21 protein-coding genes and 1 pseudogene are annotated in these 26,559 nt (G+C 63.0%); 14 read left to right on the top strand and 8 right to left on the bottom strand.

Annotated elements, in window-relative coordinates:
- Positions 1-807 (top strand): thioesterase domain-containing protein (locus JQ611_RS25565; RefSeq protein WP_249133442.1); only part of this gene is annotated, 807 nt, incomplete at its 5' end.
- A gap of 25 nt (positions 808-832) precedes the next feature.
- Here the strand turns inward: JQ611_RS25565 and JQ611_RS25560 are convergent.
- Positions 833-1,090 carry a hypothetical protein gene (locus JQ611_RS25560; protein ID WP_212466945.1) on the bottom strand — a complete coding sequence of 86 codons (258 nt, stop codon included), beginning with the start codon at positions 1,088-1,090 and terminating at the stop codon, positions 833-835.
- A gap of 1,043 nt (positions 1,091-2,133) precedes the next feature.
- Between JQ611_RS25560 and JQ611_RS41865 the strand changes: the two are divergent.
- From JQ611_RS41865 to JQ611_RS25550, 3 genes and pseudogenes are all read left to right on the top strand, one after another.
- Positions 2,134-2,394: pseudogene (locus JQ611_RS41865) on the top strand (hypothetical protein); the annotation flags it as partial.
- Between the two features lie 113 nt (positions 2,395-2,507).
- On the top strand, positions 2,508-3,353 hold the full coding sequence (locus JQ611_RS25555; protein WP_212466944.1) for a class I SAM-dependent methyltransferase: 846 nt from the start codon (positions 2,508-2,510) through the stop codon (positions 3,351-3,353).
- Between the two features lie 227 nt (positions 3,354-3,580).
- The gene (locus JQ611_RS25550; RefSeq protein WP_212466943.1) at positions 3,581-3,928 is read left to right on the top strand and encodes a hypothetical protein; all 348 of its coding nucleotides are present in this window, start codon (positions 3,581-3,583) and stop codon (positions 3,926-3,928) included.
- 23 nt (positions 3,929-3,951) lie between these two features.
- On the opposite strand, the gene JQ611_RS25545 is transcribed toward JQ611_RS25550, so the two are convergent.
- The 5 genes from JQ611_RS25545 to JQ611_RS25525 form a co-directional block, all read right to left on the bottom strand.
- Positions 3,952-4,680 carry an SDR family NAD(P)-dependent oxidoreductase gene (locus tag JQ611_RS25545; RefSeq protein WP_212466942.1) on the bottom strand — a complete coding sequence of 243 codons (729 nt, stop codon included), beginning with the start codon at positions 4,678-4,680 and terminating at the stop codon, positions 3,952-3,954.
- Positions 4,673-6,058 carry an AMP-binding protein gene (locus tag JQ611_RS25540; RefSeq protein ID WP_212466941.1) on the bottom strand — a complete coding sequence of 462 codons (1,386 nt, stop codon included), beginning with the start codon at positions 6,056-6,058 and terminating at the stop codon, positions 4,673-4,675. Before JQ611_RS25540 ends, JQ611_RS25545 begins: the two co-directional genes overlap by 8 nt.
- A complete protein-coding gene (locus tag JQ611_RS25535; protein ID WP_212037805.1) occupies positions 6,045-6,290 on the bottom strand; it encodes an acyl carrier protein in 246 nt (81 codons plus the stop codon). The genes JQ611_RS25540 and JQ611_RS25535 overlap by 14 nt, the downstream gene beginning before the upstream one ends.
- Before the next feature lie 42 nt (positions 6,291-6,332).
- The gene (locus JQ611_RS25530; protein ID WP_212466951.1) at positions 6,333-8,150 is read right to left on the bottom strand and encodes a long-chain-acyl-CoA synthetase; all 1,818 of its coding nucleotides are present in this window, start codon (positions 8,148-8,150) and stop codon (positions 6,333-6,335) included.
- Between the two features lie 164 nt (positions 8,151-8,314).
- Positions 8,315-8,584 (bottom strand): acyl carrier protein, encoded by a 270-nt coding sequence (locus JQ611_RS25525; protein WP_192738752.1) that lies wholly within the window; start codon positions 8,582-8,584, stop codon positions 8,315-8,317.
- A 244-nt stretch (positions 8,585-8,828) separates the two neighbouring features.
- On the opposite strand from JQ611_RS25525, the gene JQ611_RS25520 reads away from it, so the two are divergent.
- From JQ611_RS25520 to JQ611_RS25475, 10 genes are all read left to right on the top strand, one after another.
- Complete coding sequence (locus JQ611_RS25520) at positions 8,829-10,055, top strand: acyl-CoA dehydrogenase family protein (RefSeq protein ID WP_212466940.1); 1,227 nt, start codon at positions 8,829-8,831, stop codon at positions 10,053-10,055.
- A gap of 27 nt (positions 10,056-10,082) precedes the next feature.
- A complete protein-coding gene (locus JQ611_RS25515; protein ID WP_212389565.1) occupies positions 10,083-11,036 on the top strand; it encodes an amino acid--[acyl-carrier-protein] ligase in 954 nt (317 codons plus the stop codon).
- Between the two features lie 86 nt (positions 11,037-11,122).
- Positions 11,123-12,397 (top strand): O-acetylhomoserine aminocarboxypropyltransferase/cysteine synthase family protein, encoded by a 1,275-nt coding sequence (locus JQ611_RS25510; RefSeq protein ID WP_212466939.1) that lies wholly within the window; start codon positions 11,123-11,125, stop codon positions 12,395-12,397.
- A 27-nt stretch (positions 12,398-12,424) separates the two neighbouring features.
- Positions 12,425-13,486 (top strand): homoserine O-succinyltransferase, encoded by a 1,062-nt coding sequence (locus JQ611_RS25505; RefSeq protein WP_212466938.1) that lies wholly within the window; start codon positions 12,425-12,427, stop codon positions 13,484-13,486.
- A 101-nt stretch (positions 13,487-13,587) separates the two neighbouring features.
- Positions 13,588-14,469 (top strand): acyl-CoA acyltransferase, encoded by an 882-nt coding sequence (locus JQ611_RS25500; protein WP_212466937.1) that lies wholly within the window; start codon positions 13,588-13,590, stop codon positions 14,467-14,469.
- A 24-nt stretch (positions 14,470-14,493) separates the two neighbouring features.
- A complete protein-coding gene (locus JQ611_RS25495) occupies positions 14,494-15,381 on the top strand; it encodes a branched-chain amino acid aminotransferase (protein WP_212466936.1) in 888 nt (295 codons plus the stop codon).
- A gap of 32 nt (positions 15,382-15,413) precedes the next feature.
- A complete protein-coding gene (locus JQ611_RS25490; protein WP_212466935.1) occupies positions 15,414-17,078 on the top strand; it encodes a thiamine pyrophosphate-dependent enzyme in 1,665 nt (554 codons plus the stop codon).
- Between the two features lie 331 nt (positions 17,079-17,409).
- Positions 17,410-18,405 (top strand): TAXI family TRAP transporter solute-binding subunit, encoded by a 996-nt coding sequence (locus JQ611_RS25485; protein ID WP_312012177.1) that lies wholly within the window; start codon positions 17,410-17,412, stop codon positions 18,403-18,405.
- Positions 18,406-19,066: 661 nt separating this feature from the next.
- Entirely contained in the window at positions 19,067-19,687 is a 621-nt protein-coding gene (locus JQ611_RS25480; RefSeq protein ID WP_212466933.1) for a DsrE family protein, read from the top strand.
- A gap of 109 nt (positions 19,688-19,796) precedes the next feature.
- Positions 19,797-22,214 carry a hypothetical protein gene (locus tag JQ611_RS25475; RefSeq protein WP_212466932.1) on the top strand — a complete coding sequence of 806 codons (2,418 nt, stop codon included), beginning with the start codon at positions 19,797-19,799 and terminating at the stop codon, positions 22,212-22,214.
- Positions 22,215-22,364: 150 nt separating this feature from the next.
- Here JQ611_RS25475 and JQ611_RS25470 read toward each other — a convergent pair whose 3' ends face one another.
- Both JQ611_RS25470 and JQ611_RS25465 read right to left on the bottom strand, forming a co-directional pair.
- Positions 22,365-23,792 (bottom strand): HlyD family type I secretion periplasmic adaptor subunit, encoded by a 1,428-nt coding sequence (locus JQ611_RS25470; RefSeq protein ID WP_212389574.1) that lies wholly within the window; start codon positions 23,790-23,792, stop codon positions 22,365-22,367.
- On the bottom strand, positions 23,779-26,532 hold the full coding sequence (locus JQ611_RS25465) for a type I secretion system permease/ATPase (protein WP_212466931.1): 2,754 nt from the start codon (positions 26,530-26,532) through the stop codon (positions 23,779-23,781). Before JQ611_RS25465 ends, JQ611_RS25470 begins: the two co-directional genes overlap by 14 nt.
- Positions 26,533-26,559 lie beyond the last annotated feature (27 nt).

Here is a 26,559-nt window from a genome sequence, read left to right as displayed (position 1 = left end):
ACGCAGACAGGCACCCCGGCGACGCCGTTCTTCCAGTTCGGTGCCGGTGGCGATCGGCCTCCACTTTTCTTTTTCAACGGGAACTTCGTCAGCGGCCACGCGGGTATGCGGCGGATGGTGGAGCTTTTCGGGCCCGATTGCCACATACTCTCCATCGATCCCCACGGCCTTCGGGGGGAGTCGATTCCGCCGTCGATCGAGAAGATGGCCGCCGACCGCCTGCCACTTATTCTAGAAAGGCAGAGCAGCGGTCCTTTCCTCCTGGGCGGCAAATGCAACGGCGCGATGGTGGCGTTTGAAACAGCCCGACTGCTGATGGCCGCCGGCCAGAAGGTTGATATGGTTGCGATGGTCGACCCGCCGACCATCAGTGCCCGTCCGGTGACGCGGACAATCATCGCACTGATGAAGCCGATAGTCTCGTCTTACTGTCTGCGCTGGACCTATGAACAAATGGCGCGGCTAGAGCGGTTCTTCAAGGCGCCAACGAGCAAGCCGATTACGATAGCCAGGCTGTATAGCACTTTTTCCATTCCCAATAACGAGATCCCGCCGGTGTTATGGGACGCTTATTCATTCGCAATGTCGCAATATCTTCCGGCACCGCTCGAGGTCCCTGTGACTTTTTACGCGGCCGACCACGACGGGCGGGCATGGCGGCATGTCTGTGCTCAACTCGACGTGATTGAGGTGCCGGGGGGACATAGTGACTGCCTGACCATTGGCGCGGAACTGCTGGTCGATCATCTGCGGCCAAGAATTGACGGTCTCGTTGGCGGCGCGCCTTCTGAGGCCGCCAACCCTTAGAGGTTCTCCCGGAATGGGCCTTACTCTACCGGTAGAAAACCCCCACTGGGTTGGCGGCCTTAGTGCGGTGGTGGTCTCCGCGCCGGGGCCGTTTGCCCATTTGCCAGCACGATCCCGCCAACTGAGGCGGCTTACCGTTGTCTTTTTCAGCCGACGCCGTCATCTTCAGCCATTCCTCAGAAAGGCGCAGCCATCGTTCTTTGTCGAGCGGGTTGATCGCGCGTTCGGCTTGCTCTCGGCATTCATCCGCTTGATTACGGAATCTGGCTGCGTCGTCTGACATGCCGCTGACCCACACTGGGCGAACGTGACGACCATCAGAGAACGTGCCCGCGTGCTACGCGAAGATCTCGAGGCCAAGGCCGAATAGCCAACAAGCCCGCCGGTTCACGCCGGCAGGCTTTGCGATTGTTTAACCATCTACGATCATCATGAATGCAATCGCGGAACAGACCCTCAAAGCCCCCCCCGCGAGAATTGCGTAAGGAAACCCGCCGGCCGGCGGGTTTTTCTTTAGTGTTAGGAACGAACCGGCGCCGTCTGAATCGATTCTACGCTCCGGTGTGCCTCTCCGACTTTGCAACTTAGGGCGCGATCTGATGCGCACTGGGCAGACGGTATCGGAGATCACGATTTGGGTCAGAGTCGAGCTAGGCGAGGTAATGCATGCCAAGCTGGAGTTCCGATAAGCCCGGCTGAATGAGACCAAACGATTCGTGGGACCTGGAGGTTCTTCGGCGGGGCGACCGCACTCCGCCAACGCGGCTCGTTGAGGTTGTGTTGCAGTGAGGAGGCCCGTCTACTGAGGCCTCACTCTGGCCGCTCCGCGATCGCCTTTTCAATCTGGCCGGCGAGTTTTCTGAAGTGGATGGCAAGGCGTTCGTATCTTTTGGCGCGTATGGCGACGCTGAAGGCAACGCCACGAGGTTCGGCAGGTCAATCGACCCACATTGGGGAAAGCGGAAGCTTAACAGAGACCTGTGAGCGCCATCGTTACGGGGGCAAAGCTAGGCATTTTAGTTTGCAGCCCAACCAAATCCGAAACGAAATCAATGGCCCCCAATTGATCCGGTTTGCGCGCATGCCGTTGATAGATCAGGTGATCATCGGGACTCTTAATCATCGGGTCCCAGGTTCGAGCCCTGGCGCGCCCACCAATGTCTTCAATAGGTTAGCCGGTTGATCGCCGGTCATTCTGACAAGTCGTCACCTGCTCATTCTAACAAATTCCCCCTGCTGCCGTTCAGCAGGCGTGCAGCGGTTGATGCGCAAGAAGGGCATCGCGGCGCTGGGACCGACATCTCCAAGAAGCCGCGGTCGTTGGATGAAAGCGCGTTCGCGACGGTTCGTCACCCGCACCGTACGCTAGAAGGAACGTCTCTCGAACAAGACCGCGCTGGCCATGAACTTCAAGCTCGCGGAGGCCGTTGAGAGAAGCTGGCGCCGTGTCGATGGCCGTAACGAGTGCCGAAAATCATCCTCGGTGTAAGGTTCGCCGACGGAATCGCGGTCGTTAGATCGCAAGCTCAAGCCGTGCCGCCTGCCCCGTTCCGTTACCAAAAATCGGCGATTGCTCTAACGGGGTAATCCGGAAATGTCGGCCGGCCACTCCCAATCTTTGCTAAAATGATGCTTGGCATCCGCAAGCGGGAATCCCCCTTCTTCGAAAACATTGATGCCGCTTCGCCGAGGAAATCCAGTTGAGTTACTCCGATCGACTGACCGAAGCCGAGTTCGCGGCCTTTCGGCCGAACGCCGAGGTGGTGCGGTATCTCGAGGCGACCCGTGAGCGGCTTGGCGTCAAACGGGATGAGATGAACGTCCTCGATTGGGGCAGCGGGCGAGGGGAATATGTGTGCTGGTTGCGCGATGCTGGCTACAACGCCTTCGGCGCAGAAATCCGCCGTGAAGCCGCCGACCGGGGCGAGGATCTGCTCAAGGCCCACGGACACGATTACGGCCGCGTGATCACGACCCTTTCAGCGAGCGGCGAGACCGATCTGCCGCCGAACTTCTTCCACTTCGTCTTCACACACTACGTGCTTGAGCACGTCGCCGACCTCGACGCGGTGACGCGTGAGATTGCCCGGGTGACTGTTCCGGGCGGATGCGGCTTTCACGTTTATCCCGGCAAACTGCGCCCGATCGAGCCGCATCTGTTCATGCCATTCGTCCATTGGCTGCCCAAGAACCCGACCCGCAAGTGGGCAATCGCAGCTTGCCTCGCCTGTGGAATCGAACCCAAGTGGGACCGGCTTGCGGCGGCATCCTTCGGAAGAAAGGCTCAGGAGTATTACGATTTCGTTCTCAATGAGACGTTCTATCGCCCGATGCGCGAAGTGCGGCACAGTTTTGCCAAAGTGGGGCTCGTGGTCACGCCGGTGGCCGCCGAGCATCCGGCGTTGCGCCGTCTCTCCGTTCTGCCTTCATCGCTCAAACGGGTTGTGGGCCTGGCGGTTACGCTCTTTCAGACGGTCGAAATCCTCGTGCGCAAACCTCCGGCGTCTGAGTTTACGAGAGTGGAAGCGACCGACGCTATGAGATGAGATCACAAGGGCGGCGGATTGCTGCGGAATCCGTCCTAACTCGCGTCGTAGTAGAAGTTTGGCAGCAAGATAGTGGCCTCGCGCCAGTGGGTTGCGGCCTTCAGCACGCGGCCATCAGGTGCCTCCCGTACGCCACCGCGGCAGGCGGTGTTGACTGTGTCGCTATCTTCTGGCGCCCGGCAAAGGGTCGATGATGCGACGAAGCTGGTGCGACAAGGAGACCGGCTATGCTTCGAGGTTTCAAGGTTCGTTCCGCTGAGCGCGATGCCCAGACCGACAGCGAACGGTTCGGTTCGATTTCGGCCGCGATCAGCGCTGCGGTTGCGTCAGTTCAGAAGGAGAGGGACGCGTTGCGTGGGCGAGTAGATGCGGCCCGCGATCTGGCTTCCTTTGCCGCGGGCACGGACTACGAAGAATACCTGACGCGGGATGCCAGGGACGCGTCCATGATCAAGGAATACGAGTCGCAGATGATAGCCGGCGAAAAGCGCGTGCAGGAGCTGGAGGGGCAGCTTGGCAGTCTGATCGCTGTTCGGGAAGTTTTCAGCCGCTGCTTCCCCGGCATGCCAGGGTAGGCGGAGGCGAGCGCCAGCTACACCTAGGCGGTGTTGCCGGCGTCCACCGTCAGCACAGTGCCGGTGATGTTCCGGCCGCCTTCGCCCAGGAGATACTCGACCATCGAAGCGATGTCGTCGGCCTCGGGCAGGCGACGCAACGCGCTGCGGCTGGCGATCCGCCGGCGGCCGTCGTCGTCCAGGGATTTGGTCAATTCGGTGTCGACGAAGCCGGGCGCGATCGCGTTCACGGTGATGCCGAGCTTGCCGACCTCGCGGGCCAGCGAACGGGTAAATCCGCCGGCCGCTGCCTTGGACGCGCCGTAGACGGCCAAGCCGTTGTAGCCGGTCGAGGCGATGATGGAGGAGATGTTGACGATGCGCCCGGCGCCGTCGGCCATCATATGGCGCACCACGTATTTGGTCAGAACGATCGGCGACAGCACGTTCAGACGGATCAACGCCTCGATCTCGGAATTGCGCGTGTTGGCCAGCAGCCCTTCGCTGCTGATCCCGGCGTTGTTGACGAGGCCGTAGATCGCGCCGAAGGCGTCGCGCAGCTCCTTCACGAAATTGGGAATCTTGTCGGTCTGGCCGAGATCGAACGCCCTGAAGTGCAGGCGGTCCGCTCCCACCTCGCGGATGGCCTGTCCCAGCTCCTCGCTCTCGCGGCGTGCGACCGCGACCACATTGTAGTCGCCGGATGCGGCAAGCCTGCGTGCAATCGCGAGCCCGATGCCGCGACTGCCGCCAGTGACGAGGACATTATGCATCGGCGCGCGTCAGTTTGCCGGCTGCTGTCAGGTCCAGCCGCTCGACGAAGCGGATCACCGCAGGCACCTTGTATGCTGCCAGCGCGTCGTTGCACCGGCTGAGAATCTCCGTACGGATCGTCTCGTGGCGACCCGCGTCGGTGCCGTCGGCGAGGACGATGTCGGCGACCACGATGGCACCAGTGATCGGGCTTCTGCGCGACCGCGCGCGCGACATTCGCACGGACTCGTGCCGATTGATCACGGTCTCGACCTCCTCGGGATGGACCTTCAGCCCGCCGATGTTGATGATGCCGGTGCGCCGGCCGACAAAGTAGTAGCGCTCGTCGCGCAGTTCGACCAGATCACCGGTGTCGACGAAGCCCTCGGCGTCGGTGAGCTGCGGCGCGCCGGTGCCGACATAGGAGCGTGCCGTGCGGTGAGAGCGGATCCGAAGCGAGCCGTCGACGACCTTCATCTCGACGCCGTCGCGGTTCTGCCCGATCAGGTCGGCGGGAAAACCCTCGCGCCCGTCGTTGACCGCGAAACCAACGCCGGCCTCGGTCGAAGCATAGGCATGGCCGATCGACGCATGCGGAAACGCCCGGCCGAGGCCGTCGAGCACCGCCTGGTCGGCGATTTCGCCGGACAGGCGGACATAGCGTGGCGAGAAGTCCGCGACCGCGCTGCTCATCAGGAGCTTGCGCCAGTGCGACGGCGTCCCGGAAATGTGGGTGACGCCGCCCGCGCGCAGCCGTGCCACGTGATCGACGGTGGCTTCCTTGGGCTCCGACAGCACCATCGATCCGCCGCCGATCACCGCGCGCAGGAAGATCTGCAGGCCGCCGTAGCGACGGATGTCGTAGAACGTCGCCCAGGTAGCGTTCTGGTAGCGCGCAGCACCGTCGGCGATGATCGCGCCGGCCAGCCCGTCGAGCGTATGGCCGACGATCTTGGGCGGCCCGGATGTGCCCGAGGTCAGCATCAGCCACTCGGTCGCGCGTTCGGTCTTCCATCCCGCACCCGGCCGTTCAGGTAGACCGGCGCCGACGACCAGATACGCGCCATCATCCCATCGGTGCAGCGGCCTGTCGGTCACGATGGCGTCGATCTCGGCATCCGCAAGCAGGCCCTCGATGTGATCCGGATCGAGGTCGGGCGGGCACAGAAGCATGCGGCGAGCGACGCCGTCGAGCTCGATCATCGCGAGCGCAGACTGCAGCTGTCCCGACGTCGCAAGCAGCACCGAGCGGCCGGACAGCTCGCGATATCTGCCGATCAGACAGCTGTACCCGAGAATGTCGGTCAGCGATATGACGTGCCGGGCATCGGAAATCGTGCGGCCCTTCAGCTCCGGGCCGAGATATTCGCGAAGCGCTAAGACGTCAGGCTGGGACATTCTCATATGCTCTGATGAATTCGCCGACGGTCGACGGGAAGGCGGCGTCCTCCGCGATGGTGAACGGATCGATGCCGAGATCGTCCTCCAGCCGCGCGACCAGGATCGCGAACGCCAGAGAATCGAACCCGGTGTCCTGCAGCGCCAGATCGTCCCGCAGCGGGGGAAGAGTGACCTTTTGCTCTTCAGCGATTTGCTGCATCGCCGAAAAAATCTTCAACTTTACCGACATGAACACCTCACCTCTTCCAAAAAACGGCTCTTCGAGCCGATGCTAAAACCTGATTCCGCCCTCCGCGACGCGCGCGTAGACGGCCCGGTCGATCGAACGATAGGTGCGGGTCGCCGGATCGCGCAGGAACAGCCGATCGCTGACGACGGAAGGATCGAATCCCTCGCGGATCAACCGCTGCTTGTTCATCTTGAACGTCTCGGTGGCGTCGAGTTCCGCGCAGAACCTGACGAAGACCGGAATGGCATAGACCGGGAGCCGGCGCGACAGGTGTTCCGCGAAGATCGCAAGATCGAAATGCTGGTCCACGACCAAGGCCGCCATGCCGGCGCGGCCGTCGGCGCCGGGGACGGCGGCCCCGTAGGTTGAGGCGTCAACAACGCCGGGGCAGTCCCTGATCGCGTCGTTCACCTCGCTGGTCGCGACGTTCTCGCCCTTCCAACGGAAGGTATCGCCGACCCGGTCGACGAAATAGAAGTAGCCCTGCTGGTCCCGATGCATCAGATCGCCCGTCCGGAACCAGGCATCGCCTTCGGCAAAGACGTTGCGGAGAATCTTCTTCTCGGTCTCGGCCGGCTCCGTATAGCCTTCGAAAGGTCCGCCGCCCCGATCTGCGGTGCCGATGCGCCCGATTGCCTCGCCGACCTCGCCGTGGGTGCAGGCGATGCAGAGCCCGTCGTCGCCGCGGACCGGGCTGCCGCTGTCGGCATCGACCTTCACGATCGAGGCGGGAAAGCGATGCGCCAGCAGCGGCGGGATACGGCCGATCGCGCCGGGTTTTCCCTCGAAGTTGAAAAGCGAAAAATTACCTTCCGTCGCGGCGTAGAATTCCAGCACCTGCGGAATCGCGAACCGCTTCGCGAACGCCTCCCAGATGTCGCCGCGCAATCCGTTGCCAACGGCCAGCCGCAGCCCGTGTCCGACCTCCAGCCCCGACGCCGGTGCGTTCAGGAGGTAGCGGCAGAGTTCACCGATATACTGGAAGACGGTGCAGTCGAAGTACATGATGTCGTCCCAGAAGTTGTCCGCTGAGAACCTCTCGGCGATCACGACCGAACCGCCGGCGCGAAGCATGCTGCAAGGCGCGACGACACCACCCACCGAATGATTGAGCGGCAAGCAATTGTAAAGGCGGTCGTGGATGGAAGCGTCTGTCAGCCCGGCAAACCATCCTCCCCAGCTGAGGATGCGGCGATGACTGACGTTTACCGCCTTTGGCAATCCCGTGGTGCCCGAGGTGTAGATCAGCAGGGCGCGTTCATTGATCGTGACGTCGCCGCGCTCGACGGAGGACAGCGGGCGTGGATCCGTGCCGGCGAGCGCCGCGTCCAGATCGGCGCCAGTGCTGCCAGGACCCAGTCTCCAGATCTGGGGCACGCGATCCAGGTGCGGACGTGCAGCTTCGAACGAATTCATGCAATCGGCGGCAAGCACGATGTGGTCGGCACGCGCGACGTCGATGCAATGGGCAAGGGACCGGCCGACCAGCCGGGTGTTGATTAGCGCCACCGTACCGCCGACGCTGCTGATTCCGAGCCAGCAGGCAACGTACTCCGGCCGGTTCGGCATCAGCAGACAGACGGTGTCGCCGGCGCGGACGCCCAGGCTGCGCGCCCAACGCGCATATTGGCTGATCCGGGCGCTGAGCTCCCCGTAGGTGAAGGATTGGCGATCCGAGAGCAGTGCAAGGCGTTCGGGTTGCCGTTTCGCCCATTCTTCGACGACGTCGGCGAACAGCCGTTGCGGCTCGGCGTCGATCCGCGAGGTCAGTTCGATGGCCTTCAGCCAGGCTTTGGTGGCAGACGGTCTGGGTCGCGGGTCACCGCTTTCAGTCGCCCGCTGAAGTGCGCCTGCTTTCATGATCTGACCCAGATGATTTCGATCGTTGCTCGCGCCGACCAGGTCGCGAGGCGGCAGAGCTGCGGCGGAAGGAGCGACGAGGCGCACCGGATCGCGCGCGATCTTGCGATCACTGTCGATGAGGTTTTGCTCGATCGCACAAGACGCATCTCTGTCCAACTCCCTTATCCCGTCGCAGGTCCGAGTTGGTTGAGGATCATAACCTCCAGCGTCTTCACTGATTGGAAATTCTCGGGCGTGATCTCGGGCTGGGGAAGGGTGAGATCGAACTCGGCTTCGACCTTGAGCATCAGTGCGACCATATCCATCGAGTCCAGTCCGATATCCACCAGCCGGGATTCCGGGTGGACATCCGCAATGATAGCGTTCTGCGCAAGGACGTTCCTGACGACGGAAAGAACACGCTCTTGGACGTTGGCGGCAAAGTCTTGCATTTCAGCTCCACTCATCGCGTGACGGGGCAGATCTTGATCGATGTCACGATACCTGACTGCAGCTCAGGTCAGTAGCTCCACTTCGGGGGTACCCCGCTTGGGAGCACGTTCTCGGCAACATCCACCTTTGCGCCGCCGACACCGCAACTGCGGTCGGTTAGATTGCCGCCATCGCACTCACGGAATTCGTCTCGACCCGTCGGGTCTTCGACCATCAAACCATCCAAATGGGAGCTGTTGGGCCATGAATGTGCAGGAAGTCCAGTTCCGCAGTCTCGCTCGGGAAGCCAGCCGAGTGCCATTCTCTCCCGATCGCGCTTCGTTCCAGCAGCGGGCTGCCGCCGTCGCGGAGGCTGCGGCGTCGGAGGCCGTAGCGGTCGACCGCGAAGCGCGCTTCCCGCAGAAGGCGATCGACGCTGCGCGCGCGGAAAGACTTCTAGGCGCCCAGATCCCGGTCGAGTTCGGCGGCGACGGCGCGTCGATCTCCGAGGTGGCCGACATGTGCTACACGCTCGGACGCGCCTGCGCTTCGGCCGGGATGATCTTCGCGATGCATCAGACCAAGATCGCCTGTCTGGTCCGTCACGGCGCGGGCAGCGTCTGGCACGAACGGCTGATGCGTCGCGTGGCCGCCGAACAAATGCTCCTGGCGTCTTCGACCACGGAAGGCCAGAACGGCGGAAACATTCGCTTCAGCTCGGCCGCGGTGGAGCACGAGGGTGCCGAGATATCGCTGGTGCGCGATGCGACGGTGATTTCGTACGGCGCCGAGGCGGATGGCATCGTAACCATCGCCCGCCGCTCCGACGACGCCACCGGATCCGATCAGGTATTGTTGGCCATCACACGTGACGACTACACGCTGGAGCAAACTCTCGCATGGGAGACGCTCGGCATGCGTGGCACCTGCAGCGCCGGCTTCAAGCTGAGCTTCAAGGGCTCCGCGGAACAGATATTTCCGGTGGCATACGAAAAGGTCCATGCGCAGACCATGACGCCCGTCGCGCACCTGTGCTGGTCGTCGGTCTGGGCGGGAATCGCGGCTGCGGCAGTGGACCGGGCGCAGCTCTTCATCCGCAAGGCCGCCCGCGGGGCCGGCGGCAACCTTCCTCCCGGCGCGCCGCATTTTACCTCCGCCAAGATGACTCTGACGAAACTGCGCGCTCTCATCGCCGCAAACCTCGATTCCTTTGCGGCCCGCGAACAAGACGAGCGCGCGCTTTCGTCCATCGACTTCCAGTCCTCAATCAATCTTCTCAAGGTAGAGGCCTCGGAACTCGCGGTCGCGGTCGTCATGCATGCGATGCGCGCGTGCGGCCTGTCCGGCTATCGCAACGACACCGATGTCAGTGTCGGCCGCCATCTCCGCGACGTGCTGTCGGCTCCGATCATGATCAACAACGATCGCATCCTTGCCAGCATGGGTAGCGCCACTCTGATGAGCGCCGTCCCGGCGTCGCTGCGCGATTGATTTTTTTCTCTAGGAAATGGGGTTGATATGAACGTAGCCATGTTTGCTGCACCGGCGGAACCCACTCAGGCTGAGGCTGATCCGCTGGACCATCTTGCCGACGTGCTGTTCCACAAGATGGGCTCTCCGGGTGTCTATGCCCGCACCGCGCTCTATGAAGACGTCGTGGAGCGGCTCGCGGCGCTGATCACGCGGCACCGCGAACCGGACACCGAGGTGATGCGCTTTCCTCCCGTCATGAGCCGCGCGCAGCTTGAGAAGTCGGGCTATCTGAAGAGCTTTCCGAACCTGCTCGGCTGTGTCTGCGGCCTGCACGGCACGGACAGTGAGATCGACGCGGCGGTCAGCCGTTTCGATGCCGGCGGCGACTGGACCATGTCACTTTCACCGGCAGATCTCGTGCTGTCGCCGGCGGCCTGCTATCCGGTCTATCCGATCGCGGCGAGCCGGGGTCCCCTGCCGGCGGGCGGCTTATGCTTCGACGTGGCCGCCGATTGCTTCCGTCGCGAGCCCTCGCGCCATCTCGACCGGCTGCAGTCCTTCAGGATGCGAGAATACGTCTGCATCGGCAGCCCCGACCACGTCTCGGCGTTCCGCGAGCGTTGGATGGTGCGCGCTCAGGAGATCGCCCGCGATCTCGGACTGACCTTCAGGGTCGACTATGCCAGCGATCCGTTCTTCGGTCGGGTCGGCCAGATGATGGCGGTGAGCCAAAAGCAGCAGTCGCTGAAATTCGAGTTGCTGGTGCCTTTGCGCTCCGAGGAGAAACCGACTGCATGTATGAGCTTCAACTATCACCGCGATCACTTCGGCACCACCTGGGGCATTAAGGACGCGACCGGTGAGCCGGCCCATACTGGTTGCGTGGCCTTCGGAATGGATCGTCTCGCCGTCGCCATGTTCCATACCCACGGCAAGTCCGTCGCAAGGTGGCCGACTGCGGTGCGGGATCTGCTCGGCTTCCCGCGGAACGACCGGTAGCCGACGACGGCATTCGAGGAACTGAAATGCACCAACGAACTCCCGAGGTAGCCCGCGACCGAAGAGCCGACGAAGGGCCAACCTCCATGAAAAGAGAGACCCTCGCCGTCCACGGCGGCTTCGACAACGATCCGACCACCAAAGCCGTCGCCGTTCCGATCTATCAGACCGCCTCGTACGCCTTCGACAGTGCCGACCATGGCGCCGCGCTCTTCAACCTCGAAGTGGACGGCTTTCGCTACACCCGGATCGGCAATCCGACCAACGCGGTGCTGGAGAAGCGCGTTGCCGCCCTGGAAGGAGGCATCGAGGCGATGAGCGTGGCGTGTGGCCAGGCCGCGGTGAACTATTCGGTGGTCAACATCGCGGAGATGGGCAGCAACATCGTCTCGGTCCCGCAGCTCTACGGCACCACGCATACGCTGTTCGCGCACATCCTGCCGAGGCAGGGCATCACGGTCCGGTTCTCGGAAGACGACAGTCCGGCGAGCATGGAGAAACTGATCGACGACGATACGCGAGCAGTGTTCTGCGAGAGCGTGGGAAATCCGGCCGGAAACGTTTGCGACATCGAAGCGATCGCCGAGGTCGCCCACAGGCATGGCGTGCCGCTGATCGTCGACAACACGGTTCCTACCCCGATCCTGCTCAGGCCGATCGAATACGGAGCGGACATCGTGGTCGAGTCGCTGACGAAGTTCATGGGCGGGCACGGCACCACGCTCGGCGGAATCATCGTCGATAGCGGCAGGTTCCCATGGGCGAAGCATCGCCGGCGCTTTCCGATGCTGAACGAGCCGGAGAAATCCTACCACGGGCTGGTCTTCACCGAGCGCTACGGGGCCGCCGCCTACATCGCTCGCTGCCGCGCCGTCTCCCAGCGGACCACCGGCTCCATCCTGGCACCCTTTAACGCCTTCCTGCTGCTGCAGGGCATCGAGAGCGTCGCGGTGCGTATCGAACGGCACGTCGAGAATGCCGAGAAGGTCGCGCGGTTTCTGCGCGACGACCGCCGCGTCGGATGGGTCAACTACGCGGGCTTTGACGATAACCCCTATCACGCGCTGACGCAGAAATATCTGGGCGGCCGCGCGTGTTCGCTGCTGACCTTCGGCGTGGCTGGAGGGTTCGAGGCCAGCAAGCGGTTCTACGACGCGCTAAAACTGTTCAAGCGGCTGGTCAATATCGGGGACGCCAAATCGCTTGCCTGCCACCCGGCATCGACCACCCACCGGCAAATGTCGCCCGAAGAGCAGGAACGGGCCGGCGTGCGGCCCGAGATGATCAGACTGAGCGTTGGTATCGAGCACGCCGACGACATCATCGCCGACCTCGATCAGGCGCTCCGTGCCGCAGATTGAATTGAGGTCAACCATGAAGGCATTCCGATGCCCGTCCTAGTAAATATAGACTCGTACGAACACCACCTCTTCTCAAGAGCGCGCAACGGAAGCGGCGCCGAGTCCCCGGGAAACCGGAAGGAGTGTCTCGATATCGGGCTGATCAACAACATGTCGGATGCCGCCTTGATGTCCACCGAGCGCCAGCTGTTCGACCTGCTCGGCGCGGCGGCCGGAGAGCTCCTGGTCAGGCTGCATTTCTACACGATGGAGACGACGCCCCGTTCGGACTGGGGGCGCGATTACGTGCGTCGCTACTACCGTGGCACCGACGATCTGCTGAACAGGAGCCTGGACGGAGTGATCGTGACCGGCGCCGAACCAAGAGCCGCCAGCCTGCCGGAAGAACCATACTGGTCCAGCTTCGTCCAAATCATCGACTGGGCCAGGGAGAGCACCGTTTCTTCGGTGTTTTCCTGTCTGGCCGTCCACGGGGCCGTCCTGCACCTGGATGGTGTGGAGCGCCACAGGCTGCCTGCCAAATGCATCGGCGTCTTCGCTCAAACGAAGACGAGAGATCATCCCTTGATGCGCAACGTTCCCGCAACCTTCAGAACGCCGCACGCCCGGTGGAACGAGGTGCAGGAGAGGGCTGTCGAGAGCTGCGGGTATTCCGTTCTCACCAAGTCGGCAGAGGCCGGCGTCGACTGCTTCGTCAAGCAACAGGGGAAGAGCCTCTTCGTCAATTTCCAGGGCCATCCGGAGTACGACACCCATAGCCTGTTGGCTGAATTCAGAAGGGACATGGGTCGTTTCCTCCGCGGCGAGAGCGAGGTCTGTCCGACGATACCGAGCGGCTATTTCGCCTCGGAGGCGGAAGAGATTTTGACGGCCTTCCGGCGGAAAGCCCTTTCCGACAGAAGTCCGGAGCTTTTCGCCGACTTCCCGGTCGACCAACTGGCGAAGGATCTGAGAAACGTCTGGCATCCGCCGGCACGGCGCATATACCGCAACTGGCTGCTGTACATGGCCTCGCAGCGAGCTGGACGCTCAAAGCCGTTTGCCTTCAACGGAAGTTATCGAACGAGGCCCAGGCCTGCCGCGGCGTAGATCATGGGTGCGTGCGGGCAACATGGAGAACTGGAGCAACGGCCGCGATCCGCTAGCCGGGCTCTCGCTCGCCGACCTGCCGACGAAGAAGCGGGAGCGGATTGTATGATGGAGTTCGGACCGTGATCCGATGCCGCGAGATAGGACCGGCCGACCTTGCTGCCATTGCCGATCTTCTGACGCGTGGCTTTGCCCGCCGTTCGCGCGACTACTGGATGGACGGGCTCCGGCGCGCTTCCGTGCGCGAGGTACCCGATGGTTTCCCCCGCTTCGGGTACATGCTCGACCATGAAGGGATGCCGGTCGGCGTTCTGCTGTTGATCTACACGGAACGGGACGATGACGGCGGGACCTCGATCCGCTGCAATCTCTCCAGCTGGTATGTGGAACCTGCGTTCCGCAACTATGCGCCGATGCTGACCAGCGTCGCGCAGCGCCACAAGCGCGTCACCTACGTCAATATCAGCCCGGCCTTCTCGACCTGGCGGACCATTGAGGCCCAGGGATTCCGCCCCTGTTGCGGCGGCTTGTTCTTCTCCTTTCCGACGCTGTCGCGTCCGACGAGGAGTATGGGCGTCGAAGTCGTTCAGCAGGGCACGCATGCGGTGGACGGCTTGTCCGACGCCGACGTCGCGCTGCTTGCGCGGCACGCGGGCTACGGCTGCCTGAGCCTGGTGTGCCGCGCGGGCGACGGCCGCGGTTACCCCTTCGTCCTGCAGCCGATGCGCAAACGCGGAATACCCGTGCCAGCGATGCGGCTGATCTATTGCCCCGACGTGGCCGACTATGTCGCCTGCGCCGGCGCCATCGGCCGCTTCCTGCTCCGGCGTGGCCGGATCCTGGTCGCCCTCGACGCCAATGGCCGCATGAAGGATCTGGTTGGCTTCTACAGGGGAGAGCGCGGCCGCAAATACTTCAAGGGACCGCGGTGCCCCCGGCTTGCCGATCTGTCGGATACCGAGCTGGTGATCTATGGACCGTAACTCTGCTGCCAATGGAGACCCGTCATGATACCCAACAGCAAGCCCGTCAGCCATTCGCAGACATGGACATTCTACCAAGGCCAGTGGCACGAGGGCAATGTGCCGATCATGGGGCCGCGCACCCATGGGCTTTGGCTCGGCTCGACCGTGTTCGATGGCGCACGCGCCTTCGAAGGCGTTGCGCCCGATCTCGACCGCCATTGCGCCCGCGTCAATCAATCCGCGCTCAACTTCGGGCTCAAGCCGATCGTCGATCTCGACACGTGGCTGGGTCTGGCGCGCGAAGGCATCGCGCACTTCGCGCCCAATGCCGAACTCTACGTTCGCCCGATGTATTGGCCGCAGAATGGCGTGGGCGGCGGCGTGCTGTTCGATCCGGAGACGATGGACTGGTGCCTTAGCATCTACGAAGCGCCGCTCCCGAAGCCTGTCGGCAACGCGATCACGCTGTCGCCGTTCCGCAGACCGACTGCCGAATGCGCGCCGGTCGATGCCAAGGCCGCCTGTCTCTACCCGAACTGTTCGCGGGCGCTGATCGAGGCCGCCTCGCGCGGCTTCCATAACTGCCTGATGCTGGACATGCTCGGCAACGTCGCGGAGTTCGGCAATGCCAATGTGTTCATGGCGAAAGACGGTGTCGTCTACACGCCGGCGGCGAACGGCACCTTCCTGAACGGCATCACCCGGCAGCGGGTGATCGAACTCCTGCGCGGTTCGGGCGCCACCGTGGTGGAGGCCACGCTGCGCTATGCCGATTTCCTTGCCGCGGACGAGATCTTCTCGTCCGGCAATTTTGCCAAGGTTGCGCCCGTCATTCGGATCGACGACCGGCAGCTTACGCCCGGGCCGTTCTATACGCGTGCGCGGAAGCTGTATTGGGAATTTGCGCACGCGGTAAAGCTTGCGGCGTGATGATGATGACCTTTCAACCGAGATCAAGTCGCATGGCTTTTCGAGTTGCCGATCTACTCGTGGATTCTCTGATCGCGCACGGCGTCGACCGGGCATTTAGCGTACCCGGCGAAAGCTTTCTTGCGCTCCTTGACGCTCTTTACGAGCGCGACGAGATCGATCTCGTGACTTGCCGCCACGAGGGAAGCGCCAGTCTTGCCGCAGTTGCCGACGCCAAGCTCACCGGCCGGGCCGGCGTGGTGATGGTAAGCCGCGGGCCGGGAGCATCCAACGCGGCGCTTGGTCTGCATGTAGCTTCGCAGGAGGCCATACCCCTCGTATTGCTCGTTGGTCAGGTCTGTACGTTTGAGCTGAATCGCGACGCGGTGCAGGAGATCGACACGGGGCGGGCGTTCAGTGGCCTTATCAAGTGGTCCACCAGAATCGATTCGGCGGCCCAGCTGCCCGAGATGATGGCGCGCGCATTCTCCGTGGCGCTTGGCGGCACGCCCGGGCCGGTGGTGATCGAGCTTCCTGAAGACGTTCTCGAGATGGAGGCGGGTCCGCTCTCCGCGAGGGTTCACGGCGTCGCGCGAGCCGAGCCCAGCCGGGCCGCCGTCGAGCAGGCGACCGTCATGCTTGGCAAGGCGGAGCGACCGATCCTGCTGGTCGGAGGAGAGTGTCGCACCGCGGAATTTCGTAAGGACTTGATCGCGCTGAGCGAGCGCTGGAATGTACCGGTCGCCGCCACCAACAAGATGCAGGATCTTTTTCCGAACGATCACCGGCTCTGGATTGGTCAGCTTGGCTTCTTCACGTCGCCGGCGCATGTTGCGCTCTTTGAGCAAGCGGATCTGATCGCTGCGATTGGAACACGGCTCGGCGACCTGTCTTCCCTGGGCTTTCGGTTTCCGCGACAATCGCCGCCGTCTCAGCCTCTGGTTCACGTCTATCCCGATCCGAATGCGATCGGGACTCACTTTCATACGGATCTTCCAATCGTCGCGTCGGCCCATCCGTTCTTGCAATCCTGGCTCGACCTGCCGGTCGTGTCGCGCGAGCGCGGTGGGTGGATCGAAGCCGTGGCGAAAACCCGAGAGGCGGTGCACGCATGGCCCGAGCCGGGTATCCCGAGCGCCGATGTTTTCGGGCATGCTGTTGCGGCCATCGCCAAGCGCTTCCCGGCAGATGGTATCGTCACGACCGACTCCGGCAACTTCGCCGCCTGGGTACACCGCATATTCCGCTTCCAGCCGTCGGCCCGGCTGCTTGGCTCCGCCTGCGGCGCGATGGGCAGTGGTGTTCCTTCTGCATTGAGCGCGAGCCTTCGTTATCCGAACAATCAGGTGATCGCGTTCTGCGGAGACGGCGGTTTTCTGATGACCGGGAACGAGCTGGCAACTGCCGTTGCCCGCCGGCTCAATATCAAGATTGTGATCTCCAACAACCAATCGTACGGCACCATCCGTTCGTATCAGGAGAAAGCGTTTCCGCAACGTCCTTGCGGTACCGACCTGTCCAACCCCGACTTTGCGGCTCTTGCCCGCGCATTCGGCGCGCAGGGCTATACGATCACGAACGCGGCGCAGGCAGCCGAGGTCGTCGCGGAAGCAATGTCGGCCAAGGGCCCCGTAGTGATCGAAGTTCGATCTGATGTACGCCAAACGCCCGACCGATCCCTCGCTGCCGCGCGTGCCGATGTATCGGAGCGCCGATAGGCTGTTTATCTGCGGCCCTCGGCCGCGAGCGCCTAATGATGCTGATTGTCCCCCGCTAGGTGTACCTCTGAAGGGTTACCTATGGATATCAGTTGCGTATTGATGGAGCGCGGGAGCCGATACCCATTCGTGCCGCCCATCTGTTCACATGATGAGGGCTCCGTGCAGAGCATAGCCCGGAAGGGTAGGTGTGATTCCCTAATGCAGGGAATAGGATGCGCAGGCGAAGGGCATAAAATCGCGCAACAACGGATTAGAAAAGGATATCACCATGGGACAGGTGATTGCGGTTGGGGCGCGGCACGCAAAAGCTGCGTTGCGCAAGCTGCTTGTGCTGGCGGCGCTCGCCCCGCTGCTCACGGCCGTTCAGCCGTCCGACGTGGATGCACAGACGCAACCTGCTACTCGTCAATTGCGACAGGTGCCGCCGCAAAAGCCGCAAGTGACGATGAACGCCTGGACGGTTGGCATCGCCGGAGGCCTTCTCGAGGGCGCGCCCATCCGTCTGGCGGCCGAAGTAGCCCGCGTCGTCGATGATGGTGACAAACTGCATGTCCTTCCGATCGTGACGCGCGGAGCCACGGAAAACGTGAACTCGCTACTTTACTTGCGCGGCATCGATGCCGCCATCATCAATTCCGACGTGCTTGAGGAATACAAGAGCCAGGTGCCCGATATTCAGCAGCGGCTGGCCTATGTGCTGAACTTGTTTCCGTCCGAGCTTCATATCTTCGTTCGTCCCGAGATTCAGAGCCTGAACGATCTTGTCGGCAAGAAGGTGAACTTCAATACCCAGGGCACCGCGGCGGCCTATTCGGGGCCGCTGATCTTCAGTCGTCTGGGCCTCGATGTGGAAAAGACCTTCATCCCGCATCAAATCGCGCTCGAGCAGATGCGAAAGGGCGAGATGGCGGCGGTCGTCTTCATTACCTCGAAGCCGGTGGATGCTTTCGTGCGCGGCCGCTGGGAGGCAGGGTTCAAGTTCCTGCCCGTCCCCTATGACCGCAAGTTCGAGGACTATTATCTTCCCGCAGCGCTCGATGCCACAGAATACCCCAATCTGATCAAGCAGGGCGAACGCGTAACGACGATTGCGGTGCCGACCGCGCTCGTCGCCTTCAATTTTCCAGCCAAATCGAACCGCTACGAGCGGCTAGCGCGCTTCGTGGACCATCTTTTCTCCCGGATTGAAAAGTTGCAGCAGCCTGGCTTCGACCAGAAGTGGAAATCGATCAATCTCGCGGCTACCGTTCCTGGTCTGGCGCGCTTCCCTGCGGCGCAGGCATGGCTCGATCGTGGGCCGCGTGCTGCGCATGCATCGCAATGAGACGCGCAGCCGTATGGTTCGTGGCTGGAATCACGCTCGCAAGCGGCAATGCGTTGGCGCAAGGGGCACAAGATCATCCGGCAGCGCAGCTTCACGATTGTTCCCCGGCTGAACGCGCAGCAGGCCTGGAGTGCCCCGAGAGGGCGCCGCGGACCACCGCGCCGCGTCAGGCGAACCAGGCAAACAACTGGATCATCAGCGTGACGATCTCACCCGTCGACTATTCACCGGTCGCTACCGCCACAACATCGTCACGCGATGGTGCAGGCGAATCCGGAGTGAAGCTTTCGATTCGCTGCCGCGGCGGGCGGAGCGAACTGGTGGTCGCCGGGCCCGGCGTTTCCGGTCGCGGCACCGATTATGCGATTTCCTATCGCGTCAACGATGGTCAGGGGCTGCAGATCGCGGCAACAGCGCCGACGTCCGGAATCGGAGTGGCGTTCGGGGGCGACGTTGTTCGCTTGCTGCAATCTCTTCCAGACAGCGGAAGCCTCAGTGTTCACCTTACATCCCGGATGGGGACTGCTCTGGATGCAGTGTTCTCGCTAGGCGGGCTGGAGGCGGTGCGTACGAAGATGGCCACTGTGTGCAGGTGGCCACATCCAGCCACGAAACCTAACGGATGAGCGGTCCAACAACGTGTATTGATAGGAGAGGCATCATGAGCATGTTTCAGTATATTGCGCGGGTAATCACCATGGCGGCGGCAACGGTACTGTTCGCCGCGCCATTCGCTGCGGCGGAGCAAGGCGGACGGTATTGGGTGCCGACAACGACGGAGCCCGCTCCGCCCCATCAGCGCATTGCGGCAAGGGCCACCACACATAACAAAGCAACCAAACAAAAAAGGGCACGAGCCCCTCTTGAAAGGGCACGATCCCCTCTCGCCGCCAACGCTCGGCTTGCCGACACCAAGGCGCACCGTTTGATTTTGCAGGTGAACACGAACGACCCCGCCGCCATGAATCTCGCGCTCAACAATGCAACGAACGTTGCGCAATACTACAAGGATGCCGGCGAGAAGGTGAAAATCGAGGTGGTCACGTTCGGGCCCGGCCTGCATATGCTGCGCGATGACACCTCGCCGGTAAAGGCCCGTATCGAGGAGATGGCGCTGAGCACGCCGGAGGTATCGTTCAAGGCCTGCGGCAACACTCAGGAAAGAATGCACAAGGCCGAGAACAAGGACATCCCGATTGTTCGTCAGGCGGAGGTGGTGAAGTCAGGCGTCGTGCGCGTGATGGAGCTGCAGGAGAAGGGTTGGTCCTATGTAAAACCCTAACCCGAAAGGGGTGGGGGTCCCCCATGCGAATCATAGGATTTGCGTAGCGGCGGGGCGTATAATAGCGCGACCTGAACGGGTCGCATCGCCAAGCGACGGGTGATTGCAGATGGGCCGCACGGTTATTCCCAGTGACGGATTAAATACCGTCTCCGATATCGAAAGCGCGTCGCGCAACGATTCGGACACGCCGCCGTTTGGGCAGAAGACATTGCAAAGGACAATGAGGCAACTGCCTGTGCCCGGACGATCCGTGCCCCTGTGGATGGCCGCCGCCATGCTCGCAATGACATGGGCGTCGGAAACGCAGGCGTCCCCCGATCGAGTGCGACCCTTGGCCGATGCGCAGCACGCGACGGCTGCCCGCAATCTCGATTCCGTTGGAACGGAGGGTGATGGCAATTTGGTAACCCTGCTGCCGAGCCGGGGCGGCTACGGCAAATCGGTGCAGGTTGTCCAAGCGACGATCGGCGACACAAGGCAGTCTCCGGAACAGGAACTTCACTGGGCGGAGACCCTGTCGCGCGAACTCAGCAATGCAAGGCGCGATATCGAGTTGCTGCAACGTCTCGAGCAAGAGCGCGATCGGGCCGAGAGGCTGGAGCAGGGTCTTGCCGCAGCGCGAAGGGATGTCGAAACCCAGAGCGCGCTAGCGGCTAAAGCGGTCGAAGAAACCGCGCGCATGAGGCAGGCTGCGCCGAGCGGTGCGGCGGAGTTGCAGAACTCCCTGCAACAGGCGCGTGAGCTGGCAGACCGGCTGGAGCAGGACCTCGCGGCGGCGCGACGCGATGTCGGGACCCAGACCGCATTGGCTGCAAGGGCAGGCGAGGAAGCGTCCCGGTCGAAACAGGCGGGGGAGAGCATCGCTGCGGAACTGCAGAAGTCCCTGCACCAGGAGCGCGAGCGGTCCGCGCGGCTGGAACAGGATCTGGCGACGGTGCGGAATGATGTCGAGACCCTGACCGCGCTGGCGAAGAAAGCGGGTGAGGAAACTGCCCTGTTGAAAGCGGCGGGAGAGAGCGGCGCAGAGCTGCAGAGATCCCTGCACCAGGAGCGCGAGCGGTCCGCCCGGCTGGAGCAGGATCTTGCGGCAGCGCGGGGTGATGTCGAGACCCAGGCCGCGCTGGCGGCAAAGGCAAGCGAGGAGGTTTTGCGGCGGAAGCAGGCGGCGGAAGCCGGGGCTGCCGAACTGAGGCAGTCGCGCGCAAGGGCCGACGCGCTGGCACAAGACCTCTCCCTGACGCGGAGCGCGATCTATGCATACGAAGCTCAGGCCCGCAAAGCTGGAGACGAAGCGGCAGAACTCAGGCAAGCAGCCGCAAACGGCGCGCCGTCGCCTGGCAAAGCCGCTCCGGACGAGCGCGAGCGGTTCGCGCGTCTGGAGCAGGATCTGGCGGTTGCCCGACGTGACGTCGAGACCCAGGCTGCGCTGGCGGTGAAAGCGGGTGAGGAAGCGTTCCGGCTGAAACAGGAAAGGGAGAGCGGCGCGGCGGAGCTGCAGAAGTCCCGGCAACAGGAGCGTGAGCGATCCGCGCGGCTGGAGCAGGAGCTTGCAGCGGCACGGCGTGATGTCGAGACCCAGACCGCGCTGGCGACGAAAGCAGGGGAGGAAACTTCCCGGCTGAAGGCGGCGGGGGAGAGCGGCGCGGCAGAGCTGCAGAAGTCCCGGCAACAGGAGCGTGAGCGATCCGCGCGGCTGGAGCAGGAGCTTGCAGCGGCACGGCGTGATGTCGAGACCCAGACCGCGCTGGCGACGAAGGCGGGTGAGGAAACTTCCCGGCTGAAAGCGGCGGGGGAGAGCGGCGCGGCGGAGCTGCAGAAGTCCCGGCAACGGGAGCGTGAGCGATCCGCGCGGCTGGAGCAGGAGCTTGCAGCGGCGCGGCGTGATGTCGAGACCCAGACCGCGCTGGCGGCAAAGGCCGACGAGGAAGCTACACGGCGGAAGCAGGCGACGGTAGCCAGTGCCGCGGAGTTGAGGCGATCGACCCAAAAAGAGCACGAAACGGCCGATTTGCTTGAAGGCCTCTCGATGACGCGGAGCGCTATCTATGCGTACAAGGCGCAAGCCCGCAAAGCTGGAGGCGAAGCGGCGGAACTCAGAGAGGCGGCTGCAAACGGCGCGCCGTTGCCTCGCAAATCGGCACAGGACCAGCGCGAGCGGCCCGCGTGGTTGCAGCAGGATCTTGCAGAGGCGCGTGCCGAGTGGGCACCAGCGGCGCCCCCGCGTGGCGATGCTCAGCTCGATTCCGAGCAAGCCGCGGTGGCGACAGGGTTGGTTGCGCGCGCGAGCGCGCTGCTCCGGCAGGGCGATATAGGCGCTGCGCGGCTTGTACTTGAGCGTGCCGTCGAGATGGGCAGCGCCCAGGCGAGCTTCGCGCTGGCAGAAACCTACGACCCATTGATCCTTGCGAAATGGAAAACTCAGGGCACGCGCGGCGATGCGAGCAAGGCGCAAGGTCTCTATGCCAGGGCCGACGCCGCGGGAATCCAGGAGGCGAAAGCGCGGCTGGAAGCGCTGCGTCGCTAGCGCATACACCAATCGACTGGCGACATCCGCGCAATCGTCTCCACGGCCGGCATCTCCCGGCAGGTGCTTCGTTCGAAAGCGGGCAGCGCCTTACGGGCAATTGTCCGCCGCCAATTACCCGTAAGGCTCACCGATGGTGTTCCGCTTCGTCTACCGCTCTCGCATCGACTCCTGCTTGTATCGCGCCAGCGGCGACAGAAGGTAGCTGATGATCCTGCGCGTGCCGGTCTTGATTTCAACCGTCACCGCCATTCCGGGGCCGAGCTTGACGAGCTTGTCCTCCACCTGCATCTCCGGACGGTCGAGTGAGATGCGCGCGGCATATTCCAGTTCTTGACCTTTCGGCTCACTGCTGCTCTGCGCTGTACCCGATCCCCGGTCATTCGAACCGCTCTGCGGCCTGTCGCGCGTGATGGCATCTGACGACACGCTGAGCACGTCGCCATGAAGGAGCCCATAACGCGTGAAGTTGAAGGTGTCGACCTTGATCTCGGCCTTCAGTCCCGGATGAACGAAGCCAATATCGCGATTGGAGAGCATGGCCTCGATCTCGAGCTGGCTGTCGCTCGGAACTACCACGGCCAGCGCCTGTGCCGGCGTCACCACGCCACCCACCGTATGAACGGCAAGCTGCTGCACGATGCCGTCGACCGGTGCGGTCAAGCGCTGTAGTTTCGTGCGCCGGTCCGCCTTGACCACCTCCTGCGCGGCGTTCGCAGCCTTCTGCTCGGCCTTCGCAAGTGCGTCATAGGTCGTGCGCCGATACTCCGCTGCGGTCCTTTCCTTCGTTTCCTTCAGCAACGCGGTGGCTGCGTCGGCTTCGAGCAGTCGACTTTGCTGCAAGAGGAGGTCCTGCTGAAGGCCGACCAGCTCCTGGTACTCCGAGAGGTAGATGACCTTCGAGGCCAATGCCTTCTCGACGAGGCCTTTGCGGATGTCGACGCGTTCCTGCAGCACCGGTATCGTCGCCTGCAGCTTCGCCGCGCTCGCCGACGTGGTCGCCCGTTCCGCTTCCTTCTGACCCAGCTGGCGCTCGATCTCCGCGAGCTTGGCGTTCTGTTCGGCGCGCTGGCTGATCAGGAACTGGCGATGCATTTCGACCTCGGCGGCGCTTGCGCTCTGCGGCGGCCGGAAGGCGGCGAGCGGATCAGCCGCCAGTGCCGCGCGCAGCCGCGCGACTTCGAGCTCGGCCGCAAGGAGATCGCTCTTTTGGCGCTCCTGGTCGGCTTCCGTCATCGTCGGGTCGAGCTCGATCAGGACGTCACCGGCCTTGACACGCTGTCCGTCGCGAACCTGGATGGCGCGGACAACGCCGGTTTCGAACGGCTGGATCAGCTTTGTGCGCCCACCCGGCACGATCTTGCCCGTCGCGCTGGCGACGATATCGACGCTGCCGAGCGACGCCCAAGCCAGCGCGACGCAGAAGAGTGCGATGATACTCGCCCCGATCGCACGCCCGATCGGCGACGGAGGCGATTCGGTGATTTCGAGCGCCGCCGGCAGGAACGCAATTTCGTTCTCGCGCCGGCGAACTTCGGCTCTCGGAAATGCAACGACGTTTCGGTTAGCGGACGTCATGGATACCAGCCTGCAAATAGTGAAGGTTTGCGTAACGACCGTTCGTGCGGATCAGCTCATCATGGCTGCCGTCCTCAACGATCCGACCATGCTCGATCGTAATGATCCGGTTCGCATTGCGCACGGTAGAGAGCCGGTGCGCGATGACGAAGACGGTCCGTCCGGCAGAAATTTGTTTCATGTTCTGCTGGATAGCGCGCTCGCTTTCGTAGTCCAGGGCGCTTGTCGCCTCGTCGAAGATGAGGATGCGCGGATCGGTGATAAGTGCGCGCGCGATCGCGATACGCTGGCGTTGCCCGCCTGACAGGCTGCTGCCGCGTTCGCCCACGACGGTGTCGTAACCTTCGGGTAGCTCAAGGATGAAGTCGTGAGCGCCGGCGAGCGATGCCGCCTCGATGACTCGCTCCATCGGCATGGCCGGATCGGCGAGTGCGATGTTCTCGCGAACCGAGCGGTTGAAGAGCACGTTCTCCTGCAGCACGACACCTATCTGTCGTCGCAGCCAGCTCAGATCAACCATCGAGAGATCGACGCCATCAACCAGCACGCGCCCGCTCTCCGGCACATAGAGGCGCTGGATCAGCTTGGTGATGGTGCTCTTGCCCGAACCCGAGGAGCCCACGATGCCGACGACCTGGCCGGGCTCGACGCTGAAGGAGACGTTGTGCAGCACCTCGGGGCCGTCGATGCGGTAGCGGAAGGTCGCGTGCTCGAACGTGACCTTGCCGCGGATCGCCGGCAGCGCGGCGCGGCCAGGATTGAAGCTCGGCTCGGGTTGGGTGTTGAGGATGTCGCCGAGACGATCGATCGACAGCCGGGCCTGATGGAAATCCTGCCAGATCTGTGCGAGCCGCAGCACCGGCGTGCTGACGCGCGCGGCCAGCATGTTGAACGCAACGAGCTCCCCGACTGTCAGTTCCCCGCCGATCACGAGCCTGGCGCCGAAGTAGAGGATTGCGGCGATGACCAGCTTGTTGATCATCTGCACTGCCTGGCTCGCCGTGTTGTTCAGGCTGAGCACGCGGAAGCTTGCAGCCACATAGCCGGCAAGTTGCTCCTCCCAGCGGCGTTGCATCTGCGGCTCGACGGCCATGGCTTTCAGGGTTTCGACGCCGGTGACGCTCTCGACCAGGAAGGCCTGATTCTCGGATCCGCGATTGAACTTCTCATCGAGGCGCCGGCGAAACAGCGGGGCAACTCCTGCGGAGATCCCGATGTAGAACGGGAAGGACGCGAGGACGATCAGCGTCAACGTCGTCGAGTAGTAGAACATTACCGCAAGGAAAACGACCGTGAACAGGAGATCGATGACCAGCGTAAGGGCCGAGCTCGTCAGGAACTGGCGGATATTCTCGAGCTCGCGGACGCGTGCCACCGAATCGCCGACACGGCGGACCTGGAAATAGGCGATCGGCAGCGCCATCAGGTGACGAAACAGCCGGGCGCCGAGTTCGACGTCGATACGGTTTGTCGTGTGCGCGAACAGATAGACGCGCAGCGTTTCGAGAATGGCCTCGAAAACGGTGAGGGCGACCAGGCCGATGATCAGAACGTCCAGCGTGCTCATGCTTCGATGCACGAGCACCTTGTCGATGACCACCTGGAAGAACAGCGGTGAAACGACGGCAAAGACCTGAATGAAGAAGGAGGCGACCAGCACCTCGCTGAGCAGGCTGCGATACTTGTGGACTGCACCGACAAACCAGCCGATATCGAAACGCCGGGAGAGATCTGTCAGGGTCGCGCGCCGGGCCATCAGGATGATGTCGCCGTCCCAGATGGCCTCCAGTTCGGCCTGCGTCATTGTTTCGGGTCGGGGGGACAACGGGCGCTGAACGAGGAGATTGTCGTCGACCACTTTGCCGAGGACCAGAAATCCGCCGTCGCGCAGCACGGCGATCCCCGGCAGCGGGGTAACCGCAAGCCGCTTCCAGCTCGTCTTCTGTACCCGTGCCTTGAGCCCAAATTCCTTGGCACAGCGCAGGATTTCGGTGACACCTACGCGCGCCGCGCCTATCCGATGGCGGATTTGACCCGGGTCGGCCGCGATACCATGGCTACGCAGCAATATCGTCAGCGCAACGAGCGCGGAGTCATCGGCATTGTCGGATTCGGGACTCGCCGCCGCGACTTCGGTGTTCACCGGCGGGGAAGCGATATCGCCTCGAGCGGCGAAACGTCCACGCATCAAGGTATCGCGGGCTTTCATCAAGGTATCGCGCGTGCGCATCAAGGTATCGCGCGTAGGCATCAAAGGCCCGACGGCACGCACCAGGGCGTCGCCGGCATGGCGCGCCAGCTCAACTCCGCGGGTGCTGACGCCGGCGAGTGCATGAAGCACCCGATTAGCGACGTTCTGAGGTCCGGGCAGGATCAAGCGGCCGTCCCAGATTTCCTCGAATTCCGCGCGCGTCATCACCCTGGGATTTGACCAGGTCGGATGCAGCACAAGCGCACCCCTGTCGTCGATTTTTCCGAGAAGCAAAAATCCGCCGTCACGCAGCGCTGCGATGCCGGGCAGCTGGATGCCCGCAAGTCGCTGCCAATGCGTCGTCCGCGAACCGAGATCGACTCCAAACTCGCGCGCGCAGCGCAGCATTGCGCGGATGCCGATTGCGTCGCTTCCGCATCGATCGCGGAGCTGCTCTGGCGTAGCGTTTACGCCATGAATCCGTAGGAACAGAGCCAGGGCTCGGAGCCCTAGATCTGCGGCGTGGGCATTTCCATTCTGGATCGCCATGTTTTCTACTCAACCCTTCGCGGCTAC

It is taken from the genome of Bradyrhizobium sp. AUGA SZCCT0182 (assembly GCF_018130185.1).
In the GTDB taxonomy this organism is placed as follows: Bacteria; Pseudomonadota; Alphaproteobacteria; order Rhizobiales; family Xanthobacteraceae; genus Bradyrhizobium.
This window is presented reverse-complemented; position numbering and strand designations above follow the sequence as displayed.